22 protein-coding genes and 3 pseudogenes are annotated in these 25,004 nt (G+C 51.5%); 11 read left to right on the top strand and 14 right to left on the bottom strand.

Annotated elements, in window-relative coordinates:
* Positions 1 to 65 precede the first annotated feature (65 nt).
* Positions 66 to 1,121 carry a transposase gene (locus QJT81_02710; GenBank protein WGZ94915.1) on the bottom strand — a complete coding sequence of 352 codons (1,056 nt, stop codon included), beginning with the start codon at positions 1,119 to 1,121 and terminating at the stop codon, positions 66 to 68.
* 276 nt (positions 1,122 to 1,397) lie between these two features.
* Here QJT81_02710 and QJT81_02705 point away from each other — a divergent pair, with 276 nt between their 5' ends.
* A complete protein-coding gene (locus tag QJT81_02705) occupies positions 1,398 to 1,763 on the top strand; it encodes a hypothetical protein (GenBank protein WGZ94914.1) in 366 nt (121 codons plus the stop codon).
* Positions 1,764 to 2,064: 301 nt separating this feature from the next.
* Here QJT81_02705 and QJT81_02700 read toward each other — a convergent pair.
* The 3 genes and pseudogenes from QJT81_02700 to QJT81_02690 all read right to left on the bottom strand — a co-directional run bounded on the left by QJT81_02700 (position 2,065) and on the right by QJT81_02690 (position 3,550).
* A pseudogene (locus QJT81_02700) lies at positions 2,065 to 2,712 on the bottom strand (DUF3362 domain-containing protein).
* A gap of 17 nt (positions 2,713 to 2,729) precedes the next feature.
* Positions 2,730 to 3,098, bottom strand: coding sequence for an HNH endonuclease signature motif containing protein (locus tag QJT81_02695; protein ID WGZ94913.1), 369 nt, complete (start codon positions 3,096 to 3,098; stop codon positions 2,730 to 2,732).
* Positions 3,099 to 3,145: 47 nt separating this feature from the next.
* Positions 3,146 to 3,550 carry a hypothetical protein gene (locus tag QJT81_02690; GenBank protein ID WGZ94912.1) on the bottom strand — a complete coding sequence of 135 codons (405 nt, stop codon included), beginning with the start codon at positions 3,548 to 3,550 and terminating at the stop codon, positions 3,146 to 3,148.
* 208 nt (positions 3,551 to 3,758) lie between these two features.
* Here QJT81_02690 and QJT81_02685 point away from each other — a divergent pair, with 208 nt between their 5' ends.
* The 3 genes from QJT81_02685 to QJT81_02675 are packed head-to-tail and all read left to right on the top strand — an operon-like array spanning position 3,759 to position 5,422.
* Positions 3,759 to 4,001 carry an antitoxin gene (locus tag QJT81_02685; protein ID WGZ94911.1) on the top strand — a complete coding sequence of 81 codons (243 nt, stop codon included), beginning with the start codon at positions 3,759 to 3,761 and terminating at the stop codon, positions 3,999 to 4,001.
* 8 nt (positions 4,002 to 4,009) lie between these two features.
* Positions 4,010 to 4,399, top strand: coding sequence for a type II toxin-antitoxin system VapC family toxin (locus QJT81_02680; GenBank protein ID WGZ94910.1), 390 nt, complete (start codon positions 4,010 to 4,012; stop codon positions 4,397 to 4,399).
* A 12-nt stretch (positions 4,400 to 4,411) separates the two neighbouring features.
* Positions 4,412 to 5,422, top strand: a complete 1,011-nt coding sequence (locus QJT81_02675; GenBank protein ID WGZ94909.1) for a DNA cytosine methyltransferase — start codon at positions 4,412 to 4,414, stop codon at positions 5,420 to 5,422.
* Here the strand turns inward: QJT81_02675 and QJT81_02670 are convergent.
* From QJT81_02670 to QJT81_02635, 8 genes and pseudogenes are all read right to left on the bottom strand, one after another.
* Positions 5,419 to 6,096 carry an HNH endonuclease gene (locus tag QJT81_02670; GenBank protein ID WGZ94908.1) on the bottom strand — a complete coding sequence of 226 codons (678 nt, stop codon included), beginning with the start codon at positions 6,094 to 6,096 and terminating at the stop codon, positions 5,419 to 5,421. The two genes, QJT81_02675 and QJT81_02670, sit on opposite strands and share 4 nt — an antisense overlap.
* A 72-nt stretch (positions 6,097 to 6,168) precedes the next feature.
* Positions 6,169 to 7,833: pseudogene (locus QJT81_02665) on the bottom strand (YgiQ family radical SAM protein).
* Between the two features lie 101 nt (positions 7,834 to 7,934).
* On the bottom strand, positions 7,935 to 8,840 hold the full coding sequence (locus QJT81_02660; protein ID WGZ94907.1) for a hypothetical protein: 906 nt from the start codon (positions 8,838 to 8,840) through the stop codon (positions 7,935 to 7,937).
* 114 nt (positions 8,841 to 8,954) lie between these two features.
* Positions 8,955 to 9,368 carry a PIN domain-containing protein gene (locus tag QJT81_02655; protein ID WGZ94906.1) on the bottom strand — a complete coding sequence of 138 codons (414 nt, stop codon included), beginning with the start codon at positions 9,366 to 9,368 and terminating at the stop codon, positions 8,955 to 8,957.
* On the bottom strand, positions 9,365 to 9,616 hold the full coding sequence (locus QJT81_02650; GenBank protein WGZ94905.1) for a hypothetical protein: 252 nt from the start codon (positions 9,614 to 9,616) through the stop codon (positions 9,365 to 9,367). Before QJT81_02650 ends, QJT81_02655 begins: the two co-directional genes overlap by 4 nt.
* Positions 9,617 to 9,680: 64 nt before the next feature.
* A complete protein-coding gene (locus tag QJT81_02645) occupies positions 9,681 to 11,912 on the bottom strand; it encodes a YgiQ family radical SAM protein (protein WGZ94904.1) in 2,232 nt (743 codons plus the stop codon).
* 7 nt (positions 11,913 to 11,919) lie between these two features.
* Positions 11,920 to 12,651: a hypothetical protein gene (locus QJT81_02640; GenBank protein WGZ94903.1), complete on the bottom strand. Its 732-nt coding sequence runs from the start codon at positions 12,649 to 12,651 to the stop codon at positions 11,920 to 11,922.
* The gene (locus QJT81_02635) at positions 12,648 to 13,868 is read right to left on the bottom strand and encodes a hypothetical protein (protein WGZ94902.1); all 1,221 of its coding nucleotides are present in this window, start codon (positions 13,866 to 13,868) and stop codon (positions 12,648 to 12,650) included. The genes QJT81_02640 and QJT81_02635 overlap by 4 nt, the downstream gene beginning before the upstream one ends.
* Between QJT81_02635 and QJT81_02630 the strand changes: the two genes are divergently transcribed.
* Both QJT81_02630 and QJT81_02625 read left to right on the top strand, forming a co-directional pair.
* Positions 13,855 to 14,127 (top strand): hypothetical protein, encoded by a 273-nt coding sequence (locus QJT81_02630; protein ID WGZ94901.1) that lies wholly within the window; start codon positions 13,855 to 13,857, stop codon positions 14,125 to 14,127. The two genes, QJT81_02635 and QJT81_02630, sit on opposite strands and share 14 nt — an antisense overlap.
* A gap of 17 nt (positions 14,128 to 14,144) precedes the next feature.
* A complete protein-coding gene (locus QJT81_02625) occupies positions 14,145 to 15,086 on the top strand; it encodes an ISAzo13 family transposase (protein WGZ94900.1) in 942 nt (313 codons plus the stop codon).
* 266 nt (positions 15,087 to 15,352) lie between these two features.
* Here the strand turns inward: QJT81_02625 and QJT81_02620 are convergent, their stop codons facing one another.
* Positions 15,353 to 18,319 carry a hypothetical protein gene (locus tag QJT81_02620; protein WGZ94899.1) on the bottom strand — a complete coding sequence of 989 codons (2,967 nt, stop codon included), beginning with the start codon at positions 18,317 to 18,319 and terminating at the stop codon, positions 15,353 to 15,355.
* A 197-nt stretch (positions 18,320 to 18,516) separates the two neighbouring features.
* Here QJT81_02620 and QJT81_02615 point away from each other — a divergent pair, with 197 nt between their 5' ends.
* On the top strand, positions 18,517 to 19,218 hold the full coding sequence (locus tag QJT81_02615; protein WGZ94898.1) for a hypothetical protein: 702 nt from the start codon (positions 18,517 to 18,519) through the stop codon (positions 19,216 to 19,218).
* On the opposite strand, the gene QJT81_02610 is transcribed toward QJT81_02615, so the two are convergent.
* Entirely contained in the window at positions 19,215 to 21,527 is a 2,313-nt protein-coding gene (locus QJT81_02610) for a YgiQ family radical SAM protein (protein ID WGZ94897.1), read from the bottom strand. The genes QJT81_02615 and QJT81_02610 overlap by 4 nt on opposite strands.
* 446 nt (positions 21,528 to 21,973) lie before the next feature.
* On the opposite strand from QJT81_02610, the gene QJT81_02605 reads away from it, so the two are divergent.
* From QJT81_02605 to QJT81_02590, 4 genes and pseudogenes are all read left to right on the top strand, one after another.
* Complete coding sequence (locus QJT81_02605; protein WGZ94896.1) at positions 21,974 to 22,768, top strand: nucleotidyltransferase domain-containing protein; 795 nt, start codon at positions 21,974 to 21,976, stop codon at positions 22,766 to 22,768.
* Positions 22,769 to 22,790: 22 nt separating this feature from the next.
* Positions 22,791 to 23,839, top strand: a pseudogene (locus tag QJT81_02600) (IS630 family transposase).
* 19 nt (positions 23,840 to 23,858) lie between these two features.
* Entirely contained in the window at positions 23,859 to 24,020 is a 162-nt protein-coding gene (locus QJT81_02595) for a hypothetical protein (protein ID WGZ94895.1), read from the top strand.
* Positions 24,021 to 24,797 carry a nucleotidyltransferase domain-containing protein gene (locus QJT81_02590; protein ID WGZ94894.1) on the top strand — a complete coding sequence of 259 codons (777 nt, stop codon included), beginning with the start codon at positions 24,021 to 24,023 and terminating at the stop codon, positions 24,795 to 24,797.
* The last annotated feature ends 207 nt before the right edge of the window (positions 24,798 to 25,004 follow it).

Raw genomic sequence — 25,004 nt, 5'->3', positions numbered from 1 at the left:
CCATACCGATGCGACTGCTCCTGTTTTTCAGTCAGTCTTCCCGTGTTTTTTCAAACCCAGTCGCTTTATAACAAGACACGCATCAGTTGATCAGCACTCAACACCAAAATCCCAAACATCAAGTGGCTGTAAACTTTTTGCGCACCTTGCACCCACACATTCCGACCACCAAATTCATCCTTCAGGCGGGCATTGGTTCGTTCTACGGTGCTGCGAATTTTGTAACGCTCGGCATCAGCAGGTTCAAACGCTTCTTTCTGTCCGCCGCGAGGATTGTGATCAATCAGAGGGACATGCCCCAGATGACGGCTGTATTCGTGCAAATCAGCACTGCAATAGGCTGCATCCATCAGGTCGTAGAGACTGGTGACACGTTGGGCACTGATTTGGGACAGTGGAATAGCCGCCCCGCTGTCGTGAAACGAGGCGGAAGACAGAATGGCTGCTATCGGGACACCACAATCGGCGGTATCGATATGCAGTTTGTAGCCGTTCCAACTGTGCTTGTAGCCTTGGGCATTCTTCTTCGTCCCCCGGTTACACTGAACCGGTATCTCATCGAGTGCTTGCTGAAGTGACTGTTCCCGTTGGCGCTGAATCCGTGTTTGCCCTTGTTTTTTCTTTGGCTTTTCCTCGGCAACAGGCCGTTCACGTGCCTCAATGGCTGTTGAATCCCGACACAGGTGGCCGATCAGCGCATCGCCCAAATACGTTTTCACCAACGTTTCATGCACACGTTCCGCTAAACGCTGTTCAGCAAATTCAGCGAAGGCACGTGAAAAGGTGGATTCGGAAGGCAGTTTCTTGGTCAGGGGAAACCCGCAGATGCGTCGCAGGGAGCGATCGTTTTGCAGCCGGTCAATGAGTGCTCGCGTATTGACAATATTGAGCACGCTTTTGGCGACAAAAGCATTGGCAAACCAAGATCGCTCCGTCGCTGGCCGTCCAGACCCATCACGAAAAGAGCGCACAAAATCTTCAATGCGCGTCAGCTCCAGTACGTGAATGAGTTTTTCAAGCTTGGGGGTCAATGTGCCAAAGGCATCATTGAAGCAAGGTAGTATTTCAATTTGCAGCAAACTCCAGCGTTGTGCAATCAGGGCGCGTTCGGTAGAATTCATAGCGTGGGCTTAATGGTTGTTTTGACGCTTCTATTATCGCCGAAAACGGCAGCCCACACTTCTTTTTTCCTTCAGATGAAGGAAGGTTCACGCTGAAAATGTAATTTTGCAAGTGGCTCAATCGTTTACCTATCAAGGGTGTCAGATGATGATACTACGCTTGTTGATTTGCGGCTATCTATCACCGTTCCGCCTAAAATCAATCGAGTCCGCCCCCTTTGATTGAAAAATAGAATTATTTACGTAAAATGAAAACTGATTGATTGGGAGAACGATATGGCAGGTGATATTTATTTTGGATATGATAATTCCAGTCAAAATAAATGGGAAACGAATGATGGTTATGTTAATTCGGCGAGTTTCATGGCATTTGGCGATTGGTTGGACGAGGCTTTGAGTAAAGATTATCCTAACTTGCTGTCCGCAATAAAGGAGGACGAGCCTATGGCTATGTATAATTTTTGCGATTTATCTGCGGTTGAGTACAACACTGTCATTCGTGCATTACGAGAGTTTAAACGTAACTTAATGAAACCAACGCCTATACAGCAACTAGGGACGCGAGTATGGGAAGAAATAGCAGAACCTTTTATTCACAAAGATGTACGTTACGATTCAAAATATCATGATGATGACTTATAGCCAGCAAGACTTCTGATTCGAGTTTGTATATCTTTTCTTACATCAATGAATGATCTTTCATATGGTTCTTCCGTCTCTACGCGAAAATCTGTTTCATTTTCGATTCCTGCAAATTCTCGTAGAAAACTTTCTAGCAGTGCGTGCTCAGATATGAGAACACCACAGAAGGCTTCGGTGGTGAAACGTTCCCGTTGTGTTCTTTCTGGACTGCTACTTTCGCATACCTTGAATAAAGAGTTGAACATTGGGGCATCCTGTAACTTGATGCCCACAATATAAACAACAGATCAATAAATTGCCATTATTTTCGTTTTTGGGGCTTGGGATAGTCTCTGGGCTTTGGCGGCAACCCAGTATGCTGCGTCAATATCTTCCCACCCTGCGGCTTACCCGAATTCGGTTTACTCGCTGCCACTTGCGTAGGTTTGCCAGTATTAGATTTGCTCGTTGCCACTTGTGATTTGCCCGTATTCGGTTTGCCAGCCGTTGCCGCCGCAACAGGCTTCCCCACCCGCTTCTGATGCTCCCCACCCTTGTTCTTGCGCCGATGCGCCTCATACACCAACTGTTCCTCGCCCGCTTTGTAATGCGGGATCAACTGGTTCTCGCCATCGCCAATCAATTCCTGCCGCCCCATCTCCGCTATCGCTTTGCGCAGCAGCGGCCAATTTTTCGGGTCGTGCCAGCGCAAAAATGCTTTGTGCAGCTTGCGCTGTTCCGGTGATTTGGCGGTGGCGACTTTTTCGCTCTTGTAGGTGACTTTGTGCAGCGGGTTTTTGTCGGTGTGGTACATGGTGGTGGCGGAGGCCATCGGTGAGGGGTAAAACGCTTGCACTTGGTCGGCGCGGAAGCCGTTTTTCTTCAGCCACAGCGCGAGGTTGAGCATGTCTTCGTCGGACGTGCCGGGGTGCGCGGCGATGAAATACGGGATCAGGTATTGTTCCTTACCCCCTTTATCCTTGTTGTCTACGCTGGATGCTTGCCCGCCATACAGAGCACACGCCGCATGTTCACCAAACCTATGCGATTGAGTTTTAACGCGGCTACTGTTGCTCGCCCGATTGCTGTCAAACCAATCATTTGAGTGTAATCATCCGTCCAACCAAAATGGACTTCCCATTGTTGCTGGCGCGGATTAAATAGCTCAACCCTATCACCTGTCGCAGGATCAATGCCTTGCACTTTATTGGATTTGTGGCGATTACAGCCACCGCAGGCTAAGGCTAGATTTTCGAGCGATGTTTCGCCCGCACGGCTGATAGGGGCGATATGATCAAACTCGAACGATTGCCCCCGAATATTCCATCTGGCTTTGGCAATACTCGCAACGTCCACCCGCACGCTCAATAATCGCGCTTTGTTCCGGGCTGGAAAGATAGCGTTTAGACATAAGGTGCTGGTGTCTGAATCCCTAACTGTTGCATTAGCGTATCCAGTGGTACGTTGCGCAGTTGGGCAAGCTCAAATAAATGCTGCATCCGTTCGGCATCTGCCAGTTCGACAACATCCACCAAGGTTAGTAAGTGAGTATGTTCGGCTGGCGTAATATTCTCATCGCGCAATTTTTGGCTGAGATCCTGATAGTCTGCCAGCGTTTGCGCGGGCAACGGTGTGTTGATTTGTTGCAGCAATATTGCTTCCCGTTGCGGGATACTGGGTGCTTTGCTGCGTGCTAACAAGATACCGACTTGCGAAAAGAAACGTTCCAACTCTGGCGTGTCGAGCATTTCAACGCCGCGCAACACCTGATCCAGTTCAATAGCTGAATTGACTTGCAATGTGGTCATGGCATGGGGTCATCCTACGGTTAAGAAGCTGATAGCGAGAACTTTAAAACAAGATGACAGGTGTTGTCGAATGCTGAAAGTCGTTGAACACTGCAACTCTATCCTATGTTTGGCAGTGGATGTTGGAGTTTGAGCGGTTGACGAGTTTACTACAGGACGACTTGTGTGTATATTTATGTATATACAATTATCGTAAAGGAGCTTCACCATGATGCAATCCGCACTCGCCAAAGTTTTCACCAGCGGCAACAGCCAAGCCATCCGCTTGCCTAAACAGTTCCGGCTGGATGTCAAAGAGGTGTTTATCCGCTGGAGCGGCAATAACCTTGTGATCATGCCGCATCCTGATTCGTGGGCTGGTTTTATGCAAGGTTGCACAGGGTTCAGCGATGATTTCAGCACCAACAGTGACGCGCTTCCCGCCGATATTGAACGCCGAGGGTTTGAATGATGCTGTACATGCTGGATACCAACGCCAGCATCGGTATCATCAACAACAAACCGACAGCATTACGGCAAAAGCTGTTTCAGGTGGCGGTTGAACAAGTCGCCATTTCGCAGATGGTATTGTATGAACTGGAATATGGCATCTGTCGTTCACAACACCAGCAACGTAACCGCGACAACCTCAATAATTTCCTCAAATACATTCAAGTGCTGGATTGGGGCGCAGAGCAATCGCAAGAAGCGGCGTTGGTGCGCTGTGAATTAATGCAGTTGGGGCAACCGATTGGGCATTATGATACCTTGATTGCCGCTCATGCCCGTTCGTTGCAAGCTACGTTGGTGACGCATAATGTCCGCGAGTTTGAGCGGGTGCGGGGATTGTTGTTGGAGGATTGGGAATAAGGTGTCGTTGTTATGAGAAATGGATATACGTCTATCGAAATTTGTGCCGGAGCAGGCGGGCAAGCTCTTGGGCTTCATTTGGCTGGTTTTCAGCATCAAGTTCTCATCGAAATAGACCCACCCGCGTGCAAAACACTCAAACATAACAATGAACACCATAATCTAGGATGGGGCGACATTATTGAAGGGTGTGTGGCGCAGTTTGCCCAATTCACCTCCCACCGCTACAAAGGCATTGATCTGGTGGCGGGTGGTGTTCCTTGCCCGCCCTTCTCGAAAGCAGGCAAGCAGCTTGGTCAGCAGGATGAGCGGGATTTGTTTCCGGCAGCGTTGGAGATTGTAAAAAACACTGCACCCAAAGCCGTCATGCTTGAAAATGTTTCTGGCTTACTGGATGCAAAATTTGATGATTACAGAGCTGACATTGAAGCCTGTTTAGAAAAAATGGGTTATACGGTTTTCTGGAAATTGCTCAATGCTTCTGATTTTGGCGTGCCTCAATTGCGCCCACGAGTTGTGTTGGTGGCGTTGAAATCTGAGTTTGCCCGCTACTTTACTTGGCCTGAAAATAAAATCGTCCCTCCCACGGTTGGTGAAGCTCTGTATGACTTAATGGCTTCGCAAGGCTGGGAAGGAGCATCAGAATGGAAGCAAAAAGCCAATAAAATTGCCCCTACGTTAGTCGGTGGCTCTAAAAAACACGGTGGGCCGGATCTTGGCCCCACTCGTGCTAGACGGGCATGGCAAGAACTGCATGTGAATGGCAATCTGCTGGGTGAGCATCCGCCAGCAAAGGGATTTGTCGGTTACAAGAACAAGATTGGCTACGAAAACATGCCGTTGCTGACGGTCAGAATGGCAGCCAGAATTCAGGGGTTTCCTGATTGGTGGGAGTTTTTCGGCAAGAAAACGCCTGCCTATCGGCAAGTAGGCAATGCGTTTCCACCACCTGTAGCAGAAGCCGTGGGTAAGCAAATTATTGCCGCGCTGGATATGGCTAACAGCGAACGTTTGGCTGCTTAACGCCCTTCTTGCTCATCGAGATAATAGTTGGCTGCTGTCTCCATGATTTTGTCAGGGCTTTGACCTATTTGAGCGGCGTATCTATCTACACGCCGCAACGTTTGTTCGCTGATCGAAAACATCGCTCTTACCCCGTGTTTTTCAGGAAAAGCCCAAGAGCATGTTCCGCAATCCAGTGAACATCCTTCACACGCTCTTCTTTTGCCGACATTGCAGTTGTTGCACATCGGTTGCCAATTAGGCAGTTCATTACCGCCACCACGGGAAAGTGGCACTTTATGATCGGCTTGCAAACCCCTGACACCGGGCTGAAGTTGCACACCGCAAGTAGAGCAAGTGAACGTAGCCTCTTGGAATAGCTTGTTTTTCTGGCTTTGCGTCAAATACTCACGGTCTTGTGCATCTGCCAGTTCTGCGGAATGGATGCGCCATGCATGACCAGAAAATGTATCAAGGTAAGCTGTTTCAATGTCGCAACCCAGTTGGTCGCGGAGTTCTCTGGTACGTCTATCAAAATATTTCTGTCCCGTTAGCTCCAGCAATTCAGCAGAGGAAACCCACGGCTTTGGGAAGCTGTCAGATGTGTTACCCCATAAGCACCGAATGATCTTTGCTTTTACATCACTGATTTTCTTACGTTCATTCAGGGAATTGAGATAGTCGTCTACGTTCATAACAGCCCTTGGTTAATCTTATTCAACATGCATAGTGCTTGATAATACTACGCATGTTGGGTGATTAGCCATCTATCTGCTACGCTGTTTCGGCTTCCCTGTCGGCTTCGGCTTGCCGCCAAAATCCGCCCGCGCCTTCGGCGGCAACCCCGTATGCTGCGTCAACACCTTCCCACCCTGCGGCTTACCCGCATTCGGTTTGGTAGATGCTGGTTTGGCAGTAGCAGACTTGGCATTCACCACTGATTTCCCAGTCCGCTTCTGATGCTCCCCGCCCTTATTCTTGCGCCGATGCGCCTCATACACCAACTGTTCCTCGCCCGCTTTGTAATGCGGGATCAACTGGTTCTCGCCATCGCCGATCAGTTCCTGCCGCCCCATCTCCGCCATCGCTTTGCGCAGCAGCGGCCAGTTTTTCGGGTCGTGCCAGCGCAAAAACGCTTTGTGCAACTTGCGCTGTTCCGGTGATTTGGCGGTGGCGACCTTTTCGCTTTTGTAGGTGACTTTGTGCAGAGGGTTTTTGTCGGTGTGGTACATGGTGGTGGCGGATGCCATCGGTGAGGGGTAAAACGCTTGCACTTGGTCGGCGCGGAAGCCGTTTTTCTTCAGCCACAGCGCGAGGTTGAGCATGTCTTCGTCGGACGTGCCGGGGTGCGCGGCGATGAAATACGGGATCAGGTATTGTTCCTTGCCTGCCTCCTTGGTGTATTTCTCGAACAGGCGTTTGAATTCGTCATACGCGCCAATGCCCGGTTTCATCATTTTGGAAAGCGGGGCTTCCTCGGTGTGTTCCGGGGCGATTTTTAAATAGCCGCCGACGTGATGCGTCACCAATTCTTTGACGTATTCGGGGTCTTTGATGGCAAGATCATAGCGCACGCCTGAACCGATCAGGATTTTCTTGATGCCGGGCAGGGTACGCGCTTCGCGGTACAATTCCTTCAAGGCGGCGTGGTCGGTGTTGAGGTTGTGGCACACGTCGGGGTAGACGCACGCGGGTTTGCGGCACGCGGCTTCGATCTTCGGGTCTTTGCAGGCGAGGCGGTACATATTCGCGGTGGGGCCGCCAAGGTCGGAAATCACCCCGGTAAATCCCGGCACTTTGTCGCGGATTTCCTCGACTTCACGAATGATGGATTCCTTGGAACGGCTTTGGATAATGCGCCCTTCGTGTTCGGTAATCGAACAGAAGGTGCAGCCACCAAAGCAGCCGCGCATGATATTCACCGAGAAACGAATCATGTCATAGGCGGGGATTTTTACGCCGTTATAGGAGGGGTGCGGCAAGCGAGCGTAGGGCAGCCCGAACACGAAATCCATTTCCGGCGTGGTTAGCGGAATCGGTGGCGGGTTCAGCCACACGTCAATACTGCCGTGTTTTTGCACCAAGGCGCGGGCGTTGCCGGGGTTGGTTTCCAGATGCAACACGCGGTTGGCGTGGGCATACAAGGCTTTGTCTTTGCTGACTTTTTCGTAAGATGGCAGGCGGATCACGGTGGTGTCGCGGTCTAAACGGGCGCGGGGGTGGAAGATCAGCTTGTGTTCGTCGGGGCGTTTGCTGCGCGGGTCTTCGTATTCAAACCATTGCACGTTGCGCTTTTCGACTTCGCATTCGCTCATCTCGGTGGTGTTGAGGTAGGGGTTGATAATGCGGTCGATTTTGCCCGGTTGGTCGATGCGGGAGGAGTCGATTTCCATCCAACCCTGCGGGGTGTCGCAGCGCACGAAGGCGGTGCCGTGTCAGCCTCTGTGTATCATGGGGGCTGCTTCTACATTGATGTGGAAGACTTTAATCAACCACACCAATATCCATTGCTTGGTTTTAATTGGAAATCAGATCACTTCCCATAACATGGACTCTCACATTCCCTTTTGATTTTGCTGGCTTCATCCTGACATTGGCTCGCGCTACTGTATAAATTAGAGCCTAAAGCACCATTGCTACTGCTCAATTGTGAACAGCTTTTATCTGCGGCATTATAATCTTCCTTGCACTGCCACATGCACTTGTCTTGTTCGCCATAGTCACGAGATGAAGCATTTGATGAGGGTTTCTCTGCTGGTTTCGATAGTTTGGGTTTGTCATCTTCCCATTGTCCTTCATATTGAAGCGTCCCATCTGCATTAAATAGCTTTCCTATACCCTTTCTTTTGCCCTGATCAATATACCCTTCATAACGTTTCCCATCAGCATACAAATACGTTCCACGGCATGTCCAAGCACTATCAAAATCCCCCTTAATCTGACCACCATTGCTATCAGTAAAGATGCCTTTTCCTGGAATTACTTCACTGTATTTTGTTCTTCCGCCACTTGGAGAATCATTCCACCACATGCCTTCGTAGTGACTGCCGTCAGACGCAACAAATTCAGCGTACCCAGTAGCAAGTCCATTTTCCCATGTACCTTTGAACTGAGTTCCATCGGGGTACGTGAGGATTCCCTCCCCGTGTGGTTTTCCACTCAGCATGTTACCTTCGAACCAATAATGTATTTCCCCATTATGTATGAGTGTCGAGATTCCCTTACCACTAGCACGTTTACCACGACCTTCATCAGGACAATCACCTGACCAAGTAGTTGTGTCATATACGCTACCAGAGCCACCAAAATTTATCACATTACAGTTTGTTCTACGGTCTATCCCATATGTATTGCTAACACTGACGGGTGTATAGAAATTAAATGCAAATATAGAGGGAGTAGTCAACAAAAAAGCTGTTGCAAGTATGATCCTCTTCATAGGGATTGATTCCTGATAAATAAATCAAATAATTATCATGCTATGCGCTATGCGTGCAAGCGAAAATTTTAGGTATTTGCAAGGAAAATACGATGTGCGGTGCAGTATCTGTCGTTAGATAATCACATCAAACGCCCGCAGCTCATGCCCCACTGCCACGCGATAAACAAAAAAGTCATTGCGGTCAACGGTGAAGACACGGTTTGTTCCCAGCCGTTGTGCAGCGACAACCAGCGACGCATCGGCTAGATCCATTGGGCGGTCAATGTACTTTTCCATTAAGTTCAATGCTGTGCTGAGGGCAGATTCATCCATAAACCAGACGCTTAAGGCTTTGCGCTCGATGAATTGGCGCAATGCTTTGCTACCTTGGCTATCGGGTGATAACAGATGAAATACTTCGGTCAATACTGGAATGGTTGTGATCAGCGGCTCACGGATGGTTTTCAGCAAACCGCTACAATGCTTGTGGTAAGGGTCTTGCGGGTCAAACAGGGCTACCAATGGCCCGGTATCCATTAAAATCATCGGGCGTGCTTTTTCAGAAGGAGTTCACGGATACCTTGTTTTGCCCGATTCGACGGTGCTTTCGCATAGCCGCCTTGCCCCAAATCCAGTGATTGGTAGATGGCAAACGCATTCGGCACTGCCTGTTGCTCAAGCACTGGGGCAGAACGGTACTTGGTAACGATAAACTCCACAAAATGCAGGATTTCCCGCTGAATGCTTTCCGGCAGGTTGCGTGTCTGGTCAACAATCTGGTCAAAAGTTTGCATGGTATCAATCTGCAAGTAGTTAATGCTTAACAGTATACGCCGGACGCAAGCAGGGGCAAGAGGTCTATCGACCGCTACGCTGCTTCGGTTTCCCCGTTGATTTCGGTTTACCGCCAAAATCCGCCCGTGGCTTCGGCGGCAACCCCGTATGCTGCGTCAACATCTTCCCACCCTGCGGCTTACCCGCATTCGGTTTGCTCGTTACCGCTTGCGCGGGTTTACCAGTATTGGGTTTACCAGCCGCTGCACTTTGCACAGGTTTACCATAATTCGGCTTCCCAGCCGTTGCAGCCGCGACAGGCTTCCCCACCCGCTTCTGATGCTCCCCCCCCTTATTCTTGCGCCGATGCGCCTCATACACCAACTGTTCCTCGCCCGCCTTGTAATGCGGGATCAACTGGTTCTCGCCATCGCCGATCAGTTCCTGCCGCCCCATCTCCGCCATCGCTTTGCGCAGCAGCGGCCAGTTTTTCGGGTCGTGCCAGCGCAAAAACGCTTTGTGCAACTTGCGCTGTTCCGGTGATTTGGCGGTGGCGACCTTTTCGCTTTTGTAGGTGACTTTGTGCAGAGGGTTTTTGTCGGTGTGGTACATGGTGGTGGCGGATGCCATCGGTGAGGGGTAAAACGCTTGCACTTGGTCGGCGCGGAAGCCGTTTTTCTTCAGCCACAGCGCGAGGTTGAGCATGTCTTCGTCAGACGTGCCGGGGTGAGCGGCGATGAAATACGGGATCAGGTATTGTTCCTTGCCCGCTTCCTTGGTGTATTTCTCGAACAGGCGTTTGAATTCGTCATACGCGCCGATGCCCGGTTTCATCATTTTGGACAGGGGGCCGGACTCGGTGTGTTCGGGTGCAATTTTTAAATAGCCGCCGACGTGGTGCGTCACCAATTCTTTGACGTATTCGGGGTCTTTGATGGCAAGGTCATAGCGCACCCCTGAACCGATCAGGATTTTCTTGATACCGGGTAAGGTACGCGCTTCGCGGTACAATTCCTTCAAGGCGGCGTGGTCGGTGTTGAGGTTGTGGCACACGTCGGGGTAGACGCACGCGGGTTTGCGGCACGCGGCTTCGATCTTCGGGTCTTTGCAGGCGAGGCGGTACATATTCGCGGTGGGGCCGCCAAGGTCGGAAATCACCCCGGTAAATCCCGGCACTTTGTCGCGGATTTCCTCGACTTCACGAATGATGGATTCCTTGGAACGGCTTTGGATAATGCGCCCTTCGTGTTCGGTAATCGAACAGAAGGTGCAGCCACCAAAGCAGCCGCGCATGATATTCACCGAGAAACGAATCATGTCATAGGCGGGGATTTTTACGCCGTTATAGGAGGGGTGCGGCAAGCGAGCGTAGGGCAGCCCGAACACGAAATCCATTTCCGGCGTGGTTAGCGGAATCGGTGGCGGGTTCAGCCACACGTCAATACTGCCGTGTTTTTGCACCAAGGCGCGGGCGTTGCCGGGGTTGGTTTCCAGATGCAACACGCGGTTGGCGTGGGCATACAAGGCTTTGTCTTTGCTGACTTTTTCGTAAGATGGCAGGCGGATCACGGTGGTGTCGCGGTCTAAACGGGCGCGGGGGTGGAAGATCAGCTTGTGTTCGTCGGGGCGTTTGCTGCGCGGGTCTTCGTATTCAAACCATTGCACGTTGCGCTTTTCGACTTCGCATTCGCTCATCTCGGTGGTGTTGAGGTAGGGGTTGATAATGCGGTCGATTTTGCCCGGTTGGTCGATGCGGCTGGAGTCGATTTCCATCCAGCCTTGCGGGGTGTCGCGGCGGATGAAGGCGGTGCCGCGCACGTCGGTGATACTGGAAACGGGTTCGCCGGAGGCGATGCGGTGTGCGACTTCGACCACGGCGCGTTCGGCATTGCCGTACAGCAATAGGTCGGCGGCGGCATCCAGCAAGATCGACTTGCGCACGGTTTCTTGCCAGTAATCGTAATGCGCAATGCGCCGCAACGAGGCTTCGATCCCGCCGATAATGATCGGCACGTCGGGGTAGGCTTCGCGGCAGCGGTGCGTGTATACCAGCGTGGCGCGGTCGGGGCGTTTGCCTGCCATGCCGCCGGGGGTGTAAACGTCGTCGGAGCGCGTTTTGCGGTCAGCGGTGTAGCGATTGATCATCGAGTCCATATTGCCCGCCGCCACGCCGAAAAACAGGTTAGGTGCGCCCAGTGCCATGAACGGGTCTTTGGAATGCCAGTCCGGTTGCGCGATGATGCCGACGCGGAAACCTTGCGCCTCCAGCATCCGCCCGATGACCGCCATGCCGAACGAGGGGGGCAACAGGCGCATTGGATATTTATTGCTTCTCCGCACTGAGTTGTCTAGCTGCCGCAATTACAGGGCTAATTTGCCCATATAATCGAGCGGCTTCCTGAACAAGAATCAAATTAATAAGTGCAACTCCCCAAGCGATACCATAAGGCGTATACCAAGCATTACCACCCGCAGATAAATTGGCAAAACGTCCTACGCCTAAGGCAATGAGTCCAACCAGAAAGAACCAAAATGCCATTTTTCTTATCCATAATGGTGATGGTCTTACATGACGATAAGTATCCAAGTCATCAAACCCTAACTTTCCCTTGGTGTAAATTTCAATAATATATTTTTTGGCTGGCTCTAATTCAATTTTGTTATATCGCCACATAACAAAGTTCAATATTGCGTTGATAAGAATAAAAGCCATCCATGAGGTTGGCGATAAAAAATAAAATAATCCTGCCCAAGTGAATAAAAATATCAATAAGATACTTAAAACATAACCTACAGTTAAACTGATTAGGCTTGGGATGAAATATTTTCTCATCCCAAATCCTGTTTGAATAACGATAATTGATAAACCAAGTATTGGAAAAATAATGGTTAGTTTTGCAAGAAACCAGCTTTCGGAGGAAATAACTGGTAATATTGATACCCCAAAACCTAGAATCCAACCAAGTACTGCCAGTGCGAGTCCCCCACGCCAGTTTGCACTGGCATGGTAGATATCAGGGTTTTCAAAAAAAAACAATATACTGTTCTTGTTCATGGTGCGATCATAGCACCTGTGTAAATTGAGTCGGGATCTTGAGGTAATACATTTTTAAAAGCCTCTTTCATTGCATTTGTTACTCCCAATTCGTTGTCAACTACATCTAGTATCCAGCCAAGAACAAAGCCAAGCCCTAATCCTGCCACAATAACCCATCCACCGGAAAGAAATGCACCAGCAAGTAAAATTCCCCCTGCTGTTGCAATTGCAAACTTGGTAAGCGATGTTCCCAATGAAATGATGAAATCACTGAGATAGCGATCTGCTTCTGGTGTAGCGGCATACTTAAAGCTCTCAATACCAACCACGATCCAAACTCCCAGTACGTTACCTTTAGCGAGGTTGTCTACTGTTGGGGCAAAAAATTGTTCTACTTTAGCAACTTTGGAACTCGCTATCCCGACTCGATAGCCTTTGCCTGCTTCAATATAGGTTGCATTGGCTCTGGCTAGCCGTTCGTCTACTTTGGCTTCAATGCGGTCTAACCCTAAATTCCACAAATCAGGATCTGTTTTGGTTAGTATCCGAATCAATTCTTCTCTGGCAATGGCAAGTGCTTTTTCTGTAGTAGCGGTCATAAGTGTCTGAAAATTTTGACCACCGTGAAAATACATGAATTTTTTACCTTCAATGCTGACTACTTTCACCTTTGGGGTAGTTAACATTTGCTGCCAAAACATACGTGCTGCCGTTGAATTACCCATAGAAAGAACAGTGATTGCCAATACGATAAAATTACCTGTAGGCGGTCCCAATAGCGGATCATTCAATAGTGTATAAAATGTCTCCACATCGTCAAGTTTGGAGAAGTCAAACTCCCTGTCGGGTATTTTTGCTGGAGCTTCAATCATTTGAACCTCGTATTTGTCAGCTTGGGCAGCTTGTACCTGTGCTTTGACTAGTGACTCTTTCTGCCACGCTTCCGTTCCGTTAGGAACTGAACTGTCTATTTCACGCAAACACTCGTCGAACAGGTAAGGATACAGTAGCGAAGATCTTGTCGTAGGTAATGAATAATTAATGTTGTTGGGACTATAGACCATAACTTTCAAGTCTTCTGACTTTACAATCTGTCCTGCATATTGCGCCAACTCTTTGATCAGTTCAAGTTCATGCCCATTCAGGTTCAGCTTAGGAACTGTCCCGAAATAACTTCCCTCTTTTCTGCTAACAGCGAAAGGGGGAAGATAGCCCCTTGTAATGCCAATCAACACCGAGGATGAGCCAATGGATGTTTACCCATCAGCCATAGAAAAACAAATGCAGCGGTTCTACCAATCGCTCAATGAGCGTGACCGCCGCCGCTACGCCGCCGTGGAAGCCGTCCGGCTTGGGCACGGGGGGCAGGACTACATTTCCCGGTTATTGGACTGTGACCCCAAAACCATCCGCCACGGGTTGACGGAGTTGGAATCGGAAGATGGCTTGCCCACCGTAAGGCAGCGAAAAAAAGGGGCGGGCGCAAACGGCTGAACGCTACGCACCTGCAATTGGATGAGCATTTTCGCCAAGTTTTAAAGGATCATACGGCAGGCGACCCCATGCGGGAGGCGGTGAAATGGACGAACCTGTCACGTCGGCAGATTGCCCGGCGGATGCAGGCATTGGGGACATCGGCTGGGAAAAACGTGGTGTCGCGCCTATTACGGGAGCACGGCTACCGCCGCCGCAAGCCCCAGAAGAAACGCACCATGGGGCAACACGCTGACCGTAATGCCCAGTTTGAAAAGATTGCCCAACTCAAACAAACCTACCTGCAAGCAGGCAAACCCGTGATCAGCATTGACACCAAAAAGAAGGAACTGCTGGGCAACTTTTACCGTGAAGGGGTAACGGATGCCGTCGAACCCACGGAGGTCAATGACCATGACTTCCCCAGCTATGGCAATGGTCAGGTGATCCCCCACGGCATCTACGACCTTGCCCGCAACGAAGCGGCACTGCACCTGAACACCAGCCACGACACCACCGAGTTTGCCTGCGAAAGCCTTGGCTTATGGTGGCGTGAGCAAGGGAAACCCAACTACCCCGAAGCTGACGAGCTGTTGGTCTTATGTGACGGTGGTGGCAGCAACAGTTCCTCTGCGTACCTGTTCAAGCAAGACTTGCAGGCATTGGCGGACAGCCTGAACCTGACAATACGCATCGCCCACTACCCGCCCTATTGCTCCAAATACAACCCGATTGAACACCGACTGTTCCCTCATGTGACCCGTGCCTGCCGGGGTGTGCCGTTGGAAACGGTCGAAACCGCCAAACACTACATGGCAAAAACGGAAACCACCACTGGCTTGAAGGTCGCTGTCCGCATCATCAGTAAAGTTTTTGAAACCGGGCGCAAGTATACCCAAGCGTTTAAGGATAACATGACCATCCAGTTCGATGATTTCCTGCCAAAATGGAACTACACCGCTACCCCTCAGTCCCCCTGATTTCGGGAAGTTATTTCGGGACAGTTCCTTAACAGAACCTTGTTGGCTGCCTGCCAACGTATTCCAAAGCTTTGCGGATTTGTTAGGGGTAAGGTTAATTGTTTTTCCATCAACTGTACCTGTTGCACTGATCCTTGTGTCAGACGGCGCACGGAAGCTGAATAAGTTACCCGTTGCTTTGATGCGCACTGTGGTTTTGTTGTCGGCTGCACCACAATTGAGGGTAACGCTGCATGATGAATTTGTTGACATGATAGCCTCCGAATTTACAGGACGATTTCTGCGCTGAGGAATGCAGGGTTGGTAAAGATAAGGGTATAGCTGCCTAACGGTATATTTTTCACCAAAATGCTACCATCAGCCTCCGTTGTACCGGGATAGCTCTTCTTGGCTGGGTCAGCATCCAGTATCAGGGTGTATTGTTCCCCTGCAATCGGCTGTTGGGTATCAATATCCATAACCACTACGTTGATCGTACCTGTTGTTGGTGCGGCTGCCGTCACCCCAAACGTCGCCACCCCACCGATTGATGTTCTGGTGGTGCTGCCATCCAACTGCTTGTACAGGGTTACTTTCACCACATGGTTATTGCCGGGTACAAGTGTATCAGTCTTGATGGTGTAGGTAGCTACTTGCCCTGCAGGGTTGCCGGAATTGGTAGGTGCTGTCCAGTAATACGTCAGTTTTGCCCCTTGCTGTTGCTCGGCAAGGTAGTTCGGGTCAATCGAGAAGGTGATGCTGTTGCCTTGCGGAACGCTGGTTTCGCTGACACGGATATACGCTTTCAGGTCGCCACTGGCTGTCAGTGGCTTGGGTAATACAGGTGCTGGCGATGCTTGTGGTTCTGGTGCTGCCGCCTTTACAGTCACAGTAAACATGGCACTGCCTGCAATGGCGGTACGTTGCGTCGTTCCTGCCGGGGTCACATACAGTGTTGCTTTGACATTGTATTCACCGACAGCAACCCCGGTGGTGTCGAGGGTGAGGGTGGCAGTGCTGGCAGTCTTGCCGTTCGCCGACCAGAACCAAGCGAGTTTATCGCCTGCATTGGAATGTGTGCTGGCATCAGCCGAGAAGGTGATGCTGTCGCCCTGTTGGACGGTTAGCGGTTGGGCGAGAATTTTGAGTGCGCCGTAGTTTTTTGTCAGGGTCGTCGGGGCTGTTTCCGCAGGTGTTGGTGTTGACGGTTCCGGGCTTACGGTTGTTGCTTTTGCCGCTACCCCGAACAATGCCCCGCCAGATAGGGTGACATCACCTTGGCGCAGCACAACCTGAATCCGGTGGTCAGCCTTCACATCCAGCTTGCTGGTGTTCATGCTGTAACGCGGACTGCTGCCAAATGCCACCACGCTACTGTCGATATTGGCGACACGCCAGAAGAAGGTATAACCGCTGTTGTAAGGTGAACCTTCCTTGAAGAAGAAAGTGATTTCCTCACCTTGGGCAACGCTGGTGGCGGCTGCCATCAGGTCATCTTTCAGACCAGTACCGTAAGCGCCTGTGGCTTTGACGGGTTCGGGAGCAGTTGGTGTGGCGGTGCTGCCTGTTCCTCCTGTTTCACCCTGAGTCCCAGACTGGAGTGTGGGGTCTGACAGAGGGTTAGGGGTTGTATTCGCCAGTTGGGTTGCATCCAGCAGGTACTTGAGCGTTGCCTGCCTGCGGTTTTCCATGTCCTGTGCGGTCAGGTTGGGGAGGTCGTTGCGCACCATCCCATTCAATGCCACCAGTTTTTTCAGTGTGCCATGCCGAAGCGCAATCTGTTTGGCAACAAACACCTTGATCGGGGTTTCGGGGAAGTTGGAGATGCTGACATGATCGTAGGTGCTGCTGTTGACCGCGTTTGTCAGTGCTTTTTGCAGGGTTGGCAGCACTTGGGTGTGGCGTTCATCTTTCAGGATGTTGGTGATGTCCGGCAGGTAGCCCTTCATCTTGCGGATACCGTTGGTGTATTCGGCAATCCGGTCTTCCAGCCATGCCTTCAGTTGGATGTAATATTTTCCGCCGTCAAGGGTGCGGTATTGCCCGAAGGTCAGGGTGCTGAACTCGTCACGGAAAGCGTAGTAGCGGAAGTTCTCCAGCCCGAAACTGTTCCAGCGGTAGTTTTCGGGCATGTCAGAACGGGCATCAATGAGTTCGGCTTGGGTTTTGCCTGCTACCCCAACCAAAGGGTTGTTGCCGAGGATAGGCTGACTGTATTGCAACACCGGGTTGCTGCCACCTTCGTTGGCAAAACTGAGAACCCATGCCACGCCTTCTTCCGCCTGGTTGCCACCAATGCGGGTAGGATAGAGGCGGATGGCAGGTGTTTTTCCGGCGACTGCTTGCAAGGTATTGCCGGATATTTCCCCACTCAGGAAGCCGTTGATGGTGATGGCGTGTTCGCCTGCGGTCTGGATAGTATTGTTGAGTATTTTCAGGTTGGAAAATAGCCCGTCACTGCTGAATATCCCCTGCAAAGGACCACCGGGGGCTTTGACTGTGCAAGCCTCAACCGTGACATTTTCAAGGATGGCAGCGGACATCTGGTCGCACAGTATCCAGTCCTGCTCTTGCTCAAACCCGTCCTTTAACATTTTTATCTTACGGGTTTTGTCGGTCATTTTTGGTGGAATTAATTGGATGGCATCCCGATGTGCTTCCGTGTAAGTGCGGTTGTCGATGACCGTCAGGCTTTTGAGGTGGGAATTGCTGTTCCAAACCCGTACCGCGTCGGTTTGGCTTCCGGTTAGTTCAATGGTTTTCTCACCAAAAAACTGACATGGGCAAGGGGCAGATGGGCTTTGTTGGGTTGGGCTGTTACTTGTCCCGGCACAGAGGTAGCTGCACGTTTCTTCATCCAATACGTGCAGATACTCGTTGAGCTTACTTTCGGGCGCAAGGAACTTGTCGTTAGTGCTTTCCAGTGTTTGCATCTCTGCCATCTGTTGGGGATATGCGGCTACCGCTGCGTTATAGTCCACCACATACTTGTTCATGGCGGTTTCCATCGTGGTGAGTTTGGCAGGGTCAGCCGCCGGGTCAGATTTGAGTTTATTGACCGTAGCATACAGGGAACATTGTTCAACGGTAACTGTCACCAACCATTTGTTCCAGTCCCCGTCTTCACCTTCCGGTGGCAGTTGATCAGCAGGGAAGAAATACCGGCGTGTCCTGCGGATGGTATCTTTTGCTTCGTTTAACTGGCTGGCATGGAAAGCATAACGGGTATGCTTGTCAGAAACGGTTTGTGCCATGAGGCTCACTCCTGTGATGCTTGGGGTTGGTGCATGAATGCCGTTGGTCGGTAGTTATACGCCATTTGTATTTTTTTTTTTCAAGTATCATTTGCATATTTTTTGTTAAATATTGTAACAATATAAAACATGGCAATCATTTCAGTTGGTTATGTGCTATACAATTGCTGCCAACATTTGTAAAGGATACGGATACGATGAGACGTAACACAAAGTTCCCAATTGTCTACTGCCTGCTGGTTTTGCTGTTCACTGTTACCGCATTGGGTGGCTGCAAAACTGAGGCGATCAAGCCTGCTGGGGAAAATACAAAACTGGGTCAGGCGGATTTTGACAAGCTGGCAAACCATACGGTGAGCGTGTCGTTGGAGCGGGGGGATGCGCGTGTCTTTGGAGGCAAGCTACCGCCTGATAGAGATTTGCCACTGGCAATCCAAGCATTGCCGGAAAGCGTGGCGGCGGTAGTGCCAAAGCAATCCTGCCCATTGGCGGGGTTGGCAGTGGAAACCGACAACCGCCCGGAAACCCGCGAATGGCTGGCAATTCAGGACAAAAGTTGCCCGCCAATTTCCCCGCATGGTTGGCGGTTGTTTTGGGTGATGCAGCGGGGTACGGATGGCGTAGCGCGGGTTTTGTTCAGTGACAAGGCACATTCCGTCAAACTGATGGAGTGGACACAATCAGCTAAAGCGGATAGTCCACTGCAACGCCCCGTTAGCGTTACCCGTGCTGGGCGCACTTGTCCAACCTGTGGTTCAACCAGTTGTGAAGGTTTTTGGGTGAACAAAACGGGGGCTTATCAACGTCCTGCCCAGTTTTTGGTTGAACGCACACGCCATGATGCAATGGCTGGTGGGCTTGACCAGTCGGTGACAGGAGGGAAATGCCCGCTGGATTAACCCCGCTGTTTGTTTGATGGTTTGTGTTTGGGGGCAGGTTTGCCTTTGCCCCCAGCATCTGCTCTAGGCTCCGGCGGCAACCCCGTATGCTGCGTCAACATCTTCCCACCCTGCGGCTTACCCGCATTCGGTTTGTTCGCTGCCACTTGCGCGGGCTTCCCCACCCTCTTCTGATGCTCCCCACCCTTATTCTTCCGCCGATGCGCCTCATACACCAACTGTTCCTCACCCGCTTTGTAATGCGGGATCAACTGGTTCTCGCCATCGCCAATCAGTTCCTGCCGCCCCATCTCCGCCATCGCTTTGCGCAGCAGCGGCCAGTTCTTGGGGTCGTGCCAGCGCAAAAAGGCTTTGTGCAGCTTGCGCTGTTCCGGTGATTTCGCCGTGGCGACTTTTTCGCTTTTATAGGTGACTTTGTGCAGCGGGTTTTTGTCGGTGTGGTACATGGTGGTGGCGGATGCCATCGGTGAGGGGTAAAACGCTTGCACTTGGTCGGCGCGGAAGCCGTTTTTCTTCAGCCACAGCGCGAGGTTGAGCATGTCTTCGTCAGACGTGCCGGGGTGAGCGGCGATGAAATACGGGATCAGGTATTGTTCCTTGCCCGCTTCCTTGGTGTATTTCTCGAACAGGCGTTTGAATTCGTCATACGCGCCGATGCCCGGTTTCATCATTTTGGACAGGGGGCCGGACTCGGTGTGTTCGGGTGCAATTTTTAAATAGCCGCCGACGTGGTGCGTCACCAATTCTTTGACGTATTCGGGGTCTTTGATGGCAAGGTCATAGCGCACCCCTGAACCGATCAGGATTTTCTTGATACCGGGTAAGGTACGCGCTTCGCGGTACAATTCCTTCAAGGCGGCGTGGTCGGTGTTGAGGTTGTGGCACACGTCGGGGTAGACGCACGCGGGTTTGCGGCACGCGGCTTCGATCTTCGGGTCTTTGCAGGCGAGGCGGTACATATTCGCGGTGGGGCCGCCAAGGTCGGAAATCACCCCGGTAAATCCCGGCACTTTGTCGCGGATTTCCTCGACTTCACGAATGATGGATTCCTTGGAACGGCTTTGGATAATGCGCCCTTCGTGTTCGGTAATCGAACAGAAGGTGCAGCCACCAAAGCAGCCGCGCATGATATTCACCGAGAAACGAATCATGTCATAGGCGGGGATTTTTACGCCGTTATAGGAGGGGTGCGGCAAGCGAGCGTAGGGCAGCCCGAACACGAAATCCATTTCCGGCGTGGTTAGCGGAATCGGTGGCGGGTTCAGCCACACGTCAATACTGCCGTGTTTTTGCACCAAGGCGCGGGCGTTGCCGGGGTTGGTTTCCAGATGCAACACGCGGTTGGCGTGGGCATACAAGGCTTTGTCTTTGCTGACTTTTTCGTAAGATGGCAGGCGGATCACGGTGGTGTCGCGGTCTAAACGGGCGCGGGGGTGGAAGATCAGCTTGTGTTCGTCGGGGCGTTTGCTGCGCGGGTCTTCGTATTCAAACCATTGCACGTTGCGCTTTTCGACTTCGCATTCGCTCATCTCGGTGGTGTTGAGGTAGGGGTTGATAATGCGGTCGATTTTGCCCGGTTGGTCGATGCGGCTGGAGTCGATTTCCATCCAGCCTTGCGGGGTGTCGCGGCGGATGAAGGCGGTGCCGCGCACGTCGGTGATACTGGAAACGGGTTCGCCGGAGGCGATGCGGTGTGCGACTTCGACCACGGCGCGTTCGGCATTGCCGTACAGCAATAGGTCGGCGGCGGCATCCAGCAAGATCGACTTGCGCACGGTTTCTTGCCAGTAATCGTAATGCGCAATGCGCCGCAACGAGGCTTCGATCCCGCCGATAATGATCGGCACGTCGGGGTAGGCTTCGCGGCAGCGGTGCGTGTATACCAGCGTGGCGCGGTCGGGGCGTTTGCCTGCCATGCCGCCGGGGGTGTAAACGTCGTCGGAGCGCGTTTTGCGGTCAGCGGTGTAGCGGTTGATCATCGAGTCCATATTGCCCGCCGCCACGCCGAAAAACAGGTTGGGTGCGCCCAGTGCCATGAACGGGTCTTTGGAATGCCAGTCGGGTTGCGCAATGATGCCGACGCGGAAACCTTGCGCTTCCAGCATCCGCCCAATGACTGCCATGCCGAACGAGGGGTGGTCTACGTAAGCGTCGCCTGTGACGATAATAATGTCGCAAGAATCCCAGCCCAGCGCGTCCATTTCCGCACGACTCATGGGGAGATACGGCGAAGTGTCGTAGCATTCCGCCCAGTATTTAGGGTGGTCGAACAGGGCGACAGGGGCGTGGGGATTGGCGTTGGGCAGCATGGGGTGGCTTCAGTAACGGGTGAAAGCGGCTATTCTAGCGCAGTTTGTGCGGTGCGTGTGGTTTGCTTATTATTGATGTGGAGTAAACAACTTACGCCATGCTTTGGTAAACTCCAAGAGGCGTTTATTGGAAGCTGCGTTTCAAATAACGGTCGCTGGGTATGGATATAAAGTTGCTATACTCGACCTCGCCAAGATTTGAATATTCTCACTCCGAACCTCCCCCCTCCCTAACCCTCCCCCCGCAAGGGGTGGAGGGGACAAGATCCTTGGTTCGCTTCATTCTTGCTCCCTTCACCCCTTGCGGGGGAAGGGTTGGGGATGGGGGGTAAGTTCGGAGTGAGGTCAAGAAAAATCCGCAATAGTGGTTCACGTAAAGTGCCTGAGTGGGTGCTTGCAGAATAAATGCAGAATAAAAGTCAAAAAACAACCAGAGAAGTCATCCGATGAGCAGCCACATCCAGTCACTCCAGCAAAAAAAGCTCTTGCCCAGCCCGCCCGACTTCCTGACCGATGCCGTGCAGTACGAAGTCATCATGGGTTCGGTGGCGTATGGGGTCAGCAACGACAGTTCCGACATGGACATCTACGCCTTTGCGATTCCACCCAAAACGATGATGTTTCCGCATTTGCGCGGCGAAATTCTGGGTTTTGACAGCTATTCGGTGCAATTCGAGCAGTACCAGCAGCACCATATCCGCGATACGGCTGCGTTGGGTGGCAAGGGGCGGGTGTATGACGTGACGGTGTTTGCGATTGCCAAGTATTTCCGCCTGCTGACCGATAATAACCCCAACATTATCGACAGCCTGTATGTGCCGGACAATTGCGTGCTGTATGCCTCGCCCATCGGCAAGTTGGTGCGTGAGCGGCGGCAATTGTTTTTGCACAAGGGCTGCTGGGCGAAGTTCAAGGGGTATGCCTACGGGCAGATGCACAAAATCCGTACCAAACAACCGGAGGGCAAGCGCAAGGCACTGACAGAGCAATTCGGTTATGACGTGAAATTCGCCTATCACGTGGTGCGCCTGCTGGGTGAGGTTGAGCAATTGCTGATGCACCAGGATATGGATTTGCAGCGCGATGCGGAGCAGATGAAAGCGATCCGCCGGGGTGAATGGACGCTGCCGCAACTGGAAGATTACTTTGCCCGCAAGGAAGCCGATCTGGAACGGGTGTATACCAGTCCGTGCCATAAAATAGTTTTTTTGATCAGGGAAATATGGTTAGATGACTGGTAACAAAAGCAGCCATGAGTAATGTATGACATTAAAAATCACTTTCACTGAGGATGAGATAGCGGAGCTGTTCTACTGGAAGGAGCGCCATCCTCATCCCAGAGTCCGTAAGAAAATGTCCGTGCTGTACCTGAAATCCCAACAGTTGACGCATAAGGAAATCAAACGATTGGAAAGGATTACAGAAGCCACGCTGCTTGCCTACCTAAACGCCTACCTACAACCTAACGGTTTAGAAGCTCTTAAAGAAATACGATTCAATAAACCACAGAGTGATTTGATGGCATATAAAGACAAGATTGAAGCCTATTTTCGTGAATATCCCCCCGCAACCAGCAAGGCGGCAGCCGCTAAGATTGAGGAGCTGACAGGCATCAAACGCAGTGAGGACAGGGTACGTGTCTTTATGAAGAAAATAGGGATGGACATCCATAAAGTGGGGATGATACCCGCCAAAGCTGATGTGGAAGCACAAGAAAAGTTCCTGGAAAATGAACTAAAACCGCGCATTCAGGAGGCTAAGGAGGGCAAACGCGCCCTTTTTTTGTCGATGCCGCCCACTTCGTGTTAGCACCGTTTCTGGGGTTTTTGTGGTCATTTTCCCGCGTATTCATCAAAGCCCCCTGTGGTCGACAACGCTACAACGTATTGGGCGCACTCAATGCGATAACGCTACAACTCATCACGATCACTAACGACTCCTATATCAACGCTAACAGCGTGTGTGAATTATTGGAAAAAATTGCAGCGTTAGCACTCAAAATACCGATCACTTTGGTCTTGGATAATGCCAAGTATCAACGCTGTGAAGCCGTGTTTGCCTGTGCGAAAAGGCTCAATATTGAACTATTATTTTTACCGACCTATTCACCCAACCTCAATCTGATTGAACGGTTGTGGAAGTTCGTCAAGAAAAAATGCTTGTACTCGAAATACTATGATAAGTTTCCCGCTTTCAAGGCGGCCATCACCAACTGTCTCGACAAGCTGGATACCGATCACAAGAAAGAACTGACCCAGTTGATGACAACAAATTTTCAAACCTTTAAAAATGTTCAGGTCTTGACGCTGTAAGGTATATCTCGCCAGCCGCTTGCCGGATGCGCCGGATACGGATGCCATCCGCCAGTTGCTGACGGATTGTCTGGAACAGCATTTCGGCTCGATCAGCGAGGCGGTGAGCCGTCCGCACGCGGCTGAACGGGCGTTGGATGAGATTGGGCAGGTGTTGCAACGTTATCAGGGGAAGGTGTAAATGCAGGAACGGATTAATACCAGCATCCGCACGGAAGTGTTGGGCAAGCTGGAGGAACTGGCTCGCCAGCATCAGGTGACGATTATTAGCGCGATTGAAAGCGGCAGCCGTTCGTGGGGATTTCCGTCGCCGGATAGTGATTACGATGTGCGCTTTGTGTATGCCCATGCGCCGGAGTGGTACATCCAGCTTGACCCGCAACGCGATGTGATCGAACTGCCTGTCAACGCGGTGCTGGATATTGGCGGCTGGGATGTGCGCAAGGCAATGACACTCGCTAACAGCGGCAACAGCGTGATTCAGGAATGGCTGATTTCACCGCTGGTTTACCGCGAAGACCCGCAACGGGCTGCGCTGCTGCGCGAGATGGTGGCGCGTACCTTCAACGCCAAGGCGACTTTCCACCATTACAGCGCGATGGCGCATAACATGATTGCCGCGCTGGATGCGCCGGACATCAAGTTGAAGCGGTTTTTTTACATCAGCCGCGCCACCCTGAGCGCGTTGTGGGTGATGCACGAACACACGATGCCTACCGTCGTGTTCCCGGATTTGTTGCAGGCATTGACGGATGACGTGGCGGTGCTGGAGGCGTTTCAGCGGCAGATTCGGGATAAGGCGACGAAAACCGAAGCGGAAACGGGAGCGGTTGATCCGCTATGCATGGCATTTGTGCGGGCGGCGTATCGGGAGGTGATGGCGGCGGATGTGGATAAGTTGCCGCCGCGCCGGAGGGCTTTGGGGAATGGGGATTTGCGGGGGTTTTTGATGATTTGACCCGCTAAGCCATTTTGTTGGCAGCAACAAAATGGCTATGTGCTCTTAAGTCGGATTTCTACCTCGTAAATAATCCAAGATACTTTCTAAAGGCGAATTCGTATCATAAGTGCATAGCCCGTTAATCGAGGCGGGATGCGATTTTCCTCATCAGGTCAGCGGCAAGATGTGGTAAAAAGCATCCCGAAAAACCACTGACAGGAGAGC

The sequence above is a fragment of the Candidatus Thiothrix putei genome, from assembly GCA_029972225.1.
GTDB classification, from domain to species: Bacteria; Pseudomonadota; Gammaproteobacteria; order Thiotrichales; family Thiotrichaceae; genus Thiothrix; species Thiothrix putei.
The sequence above is the reverse complement of the archived record's forward strand: the minus strand, read 5'-3'. Positions and strand labels throughout refer to the sequence as shown.

Coding starts and splice junctions, on each gene's coding strand:
- QJT81_02710 (WGZ94915.1), bottom strand. CDS start 1,121: ATGAATTCTACCGAACGCGCCCTGATTGCACAACGCTGGAGTTTGCTG.
- QJT81_02705 (WGZ94914.1), top strand. CDS start 1,398: ATGGCAGGTGATATTTATTTTGGATATGATAATTCCAGTCAAAATAAA.
- QJT81_02690 (WGZ94912.1), bottom strand. CDS start 3,550: ATGACCACATTGCAAGTCAATTCAGCTATTGAACTGGATCAGGTGTTG.
- QJT81_02685 (WGZ94911.1), top strand. CDS start 3,759: ATGATGCAATCCGCACTCGCCAAAGTTTTCACCAGCGGCAACAGCCAA.
- QJT81_02680 (WGZ94910.1), top strand. CDS start 4,010: ATGCTGGATACCAACGCCAGCATCGGTATCATCAACAACAAACCGACA.
- QJT81_02675 (WGZ94909.1), top strand. CDS start 4,412: ATGAGAAATGGATATACGTCTATCGAAATTTGTGCCGGAGCAGGCGGG.
- QJT81_02670 (WGZ94908.1), bottom strand. CDS start 6,096: ATGAACGTAGACGACTATCTCAATTCCCTGAATGAACGTAAGAAAATC.
- QJT81_02660 (WGZ94907.1), bottom strand. CDS start 8,840: ATGAAGAGGATCATACTTGCAACAGCTTTTTTGTTGACTACTCCCTCT.
- QJT81_02655 (WGZ94906.1), bottom strand. CDS start 9,368: ATGATTTTAATGGATACCGGGCCATTGGTAGCCCTGTTTGACCCGCAA.
- QJT81_02650 (WGZ94905.1), bottom strand. CDS start 9,616: ATGCAAACTTTTGACCAGATTGTTGACCAGACACGCAACCTGCCGGAA.
- QJT81_02645 (WGZ94904.1), bottom strand. CDS start 11,912: ATGCGCCTGTTGCCCCCCTCGTTCGGCATGGCGGTCATCGGGCGGATG.
- QJT81_02640 (WGZ94903.1), bottom strand. CDS start 12,651: ATGAACAAGAACAGTATATTGTTTTTTTTTGAAAACCCTGATATCTAC.
- QJT81_02630 (WGZ94901.1), top strand. CDS start 13,855: ATGCCAATCAACACCGAGGATGAGCCAATGGATGTTTACCCATCAGCC.
- QJT81_02620 (WGZ94899.1), bottom strand. CDS start 18,319: ATGGCACAAACCGTTTCTGACAAGCATACCCGTTATGCTTTCCATGCC.
- QJT81_02615 (WGZ94898.1), top strand. CDS start 18,517: ATGAGACGTAACACAAAGTTCCCAATTGTCTACTGCCTGCTGGTTTTG.
- QJT81_02610 (WGZ94897.1), bottom strand. CDS start 21,527: ATGCTGCCCAACGCCAATCCCCACGCCCCTGTCGCCCTGTTCGACCAC.
- QJT81_02605 (WGZ94896.1), top strand. CDS start 21,974: ATGAGCAGCCACATCCAGTCACTCCAGCAAAAAAAGCTCTTGCCCAGC.
- QJT81_02590 (WGZ94894.1), top strand. CDS start 24,021: ATGCAGGAACGGATTAATACCAGCATCCGCACGGAAGTGTTGGGCAAG.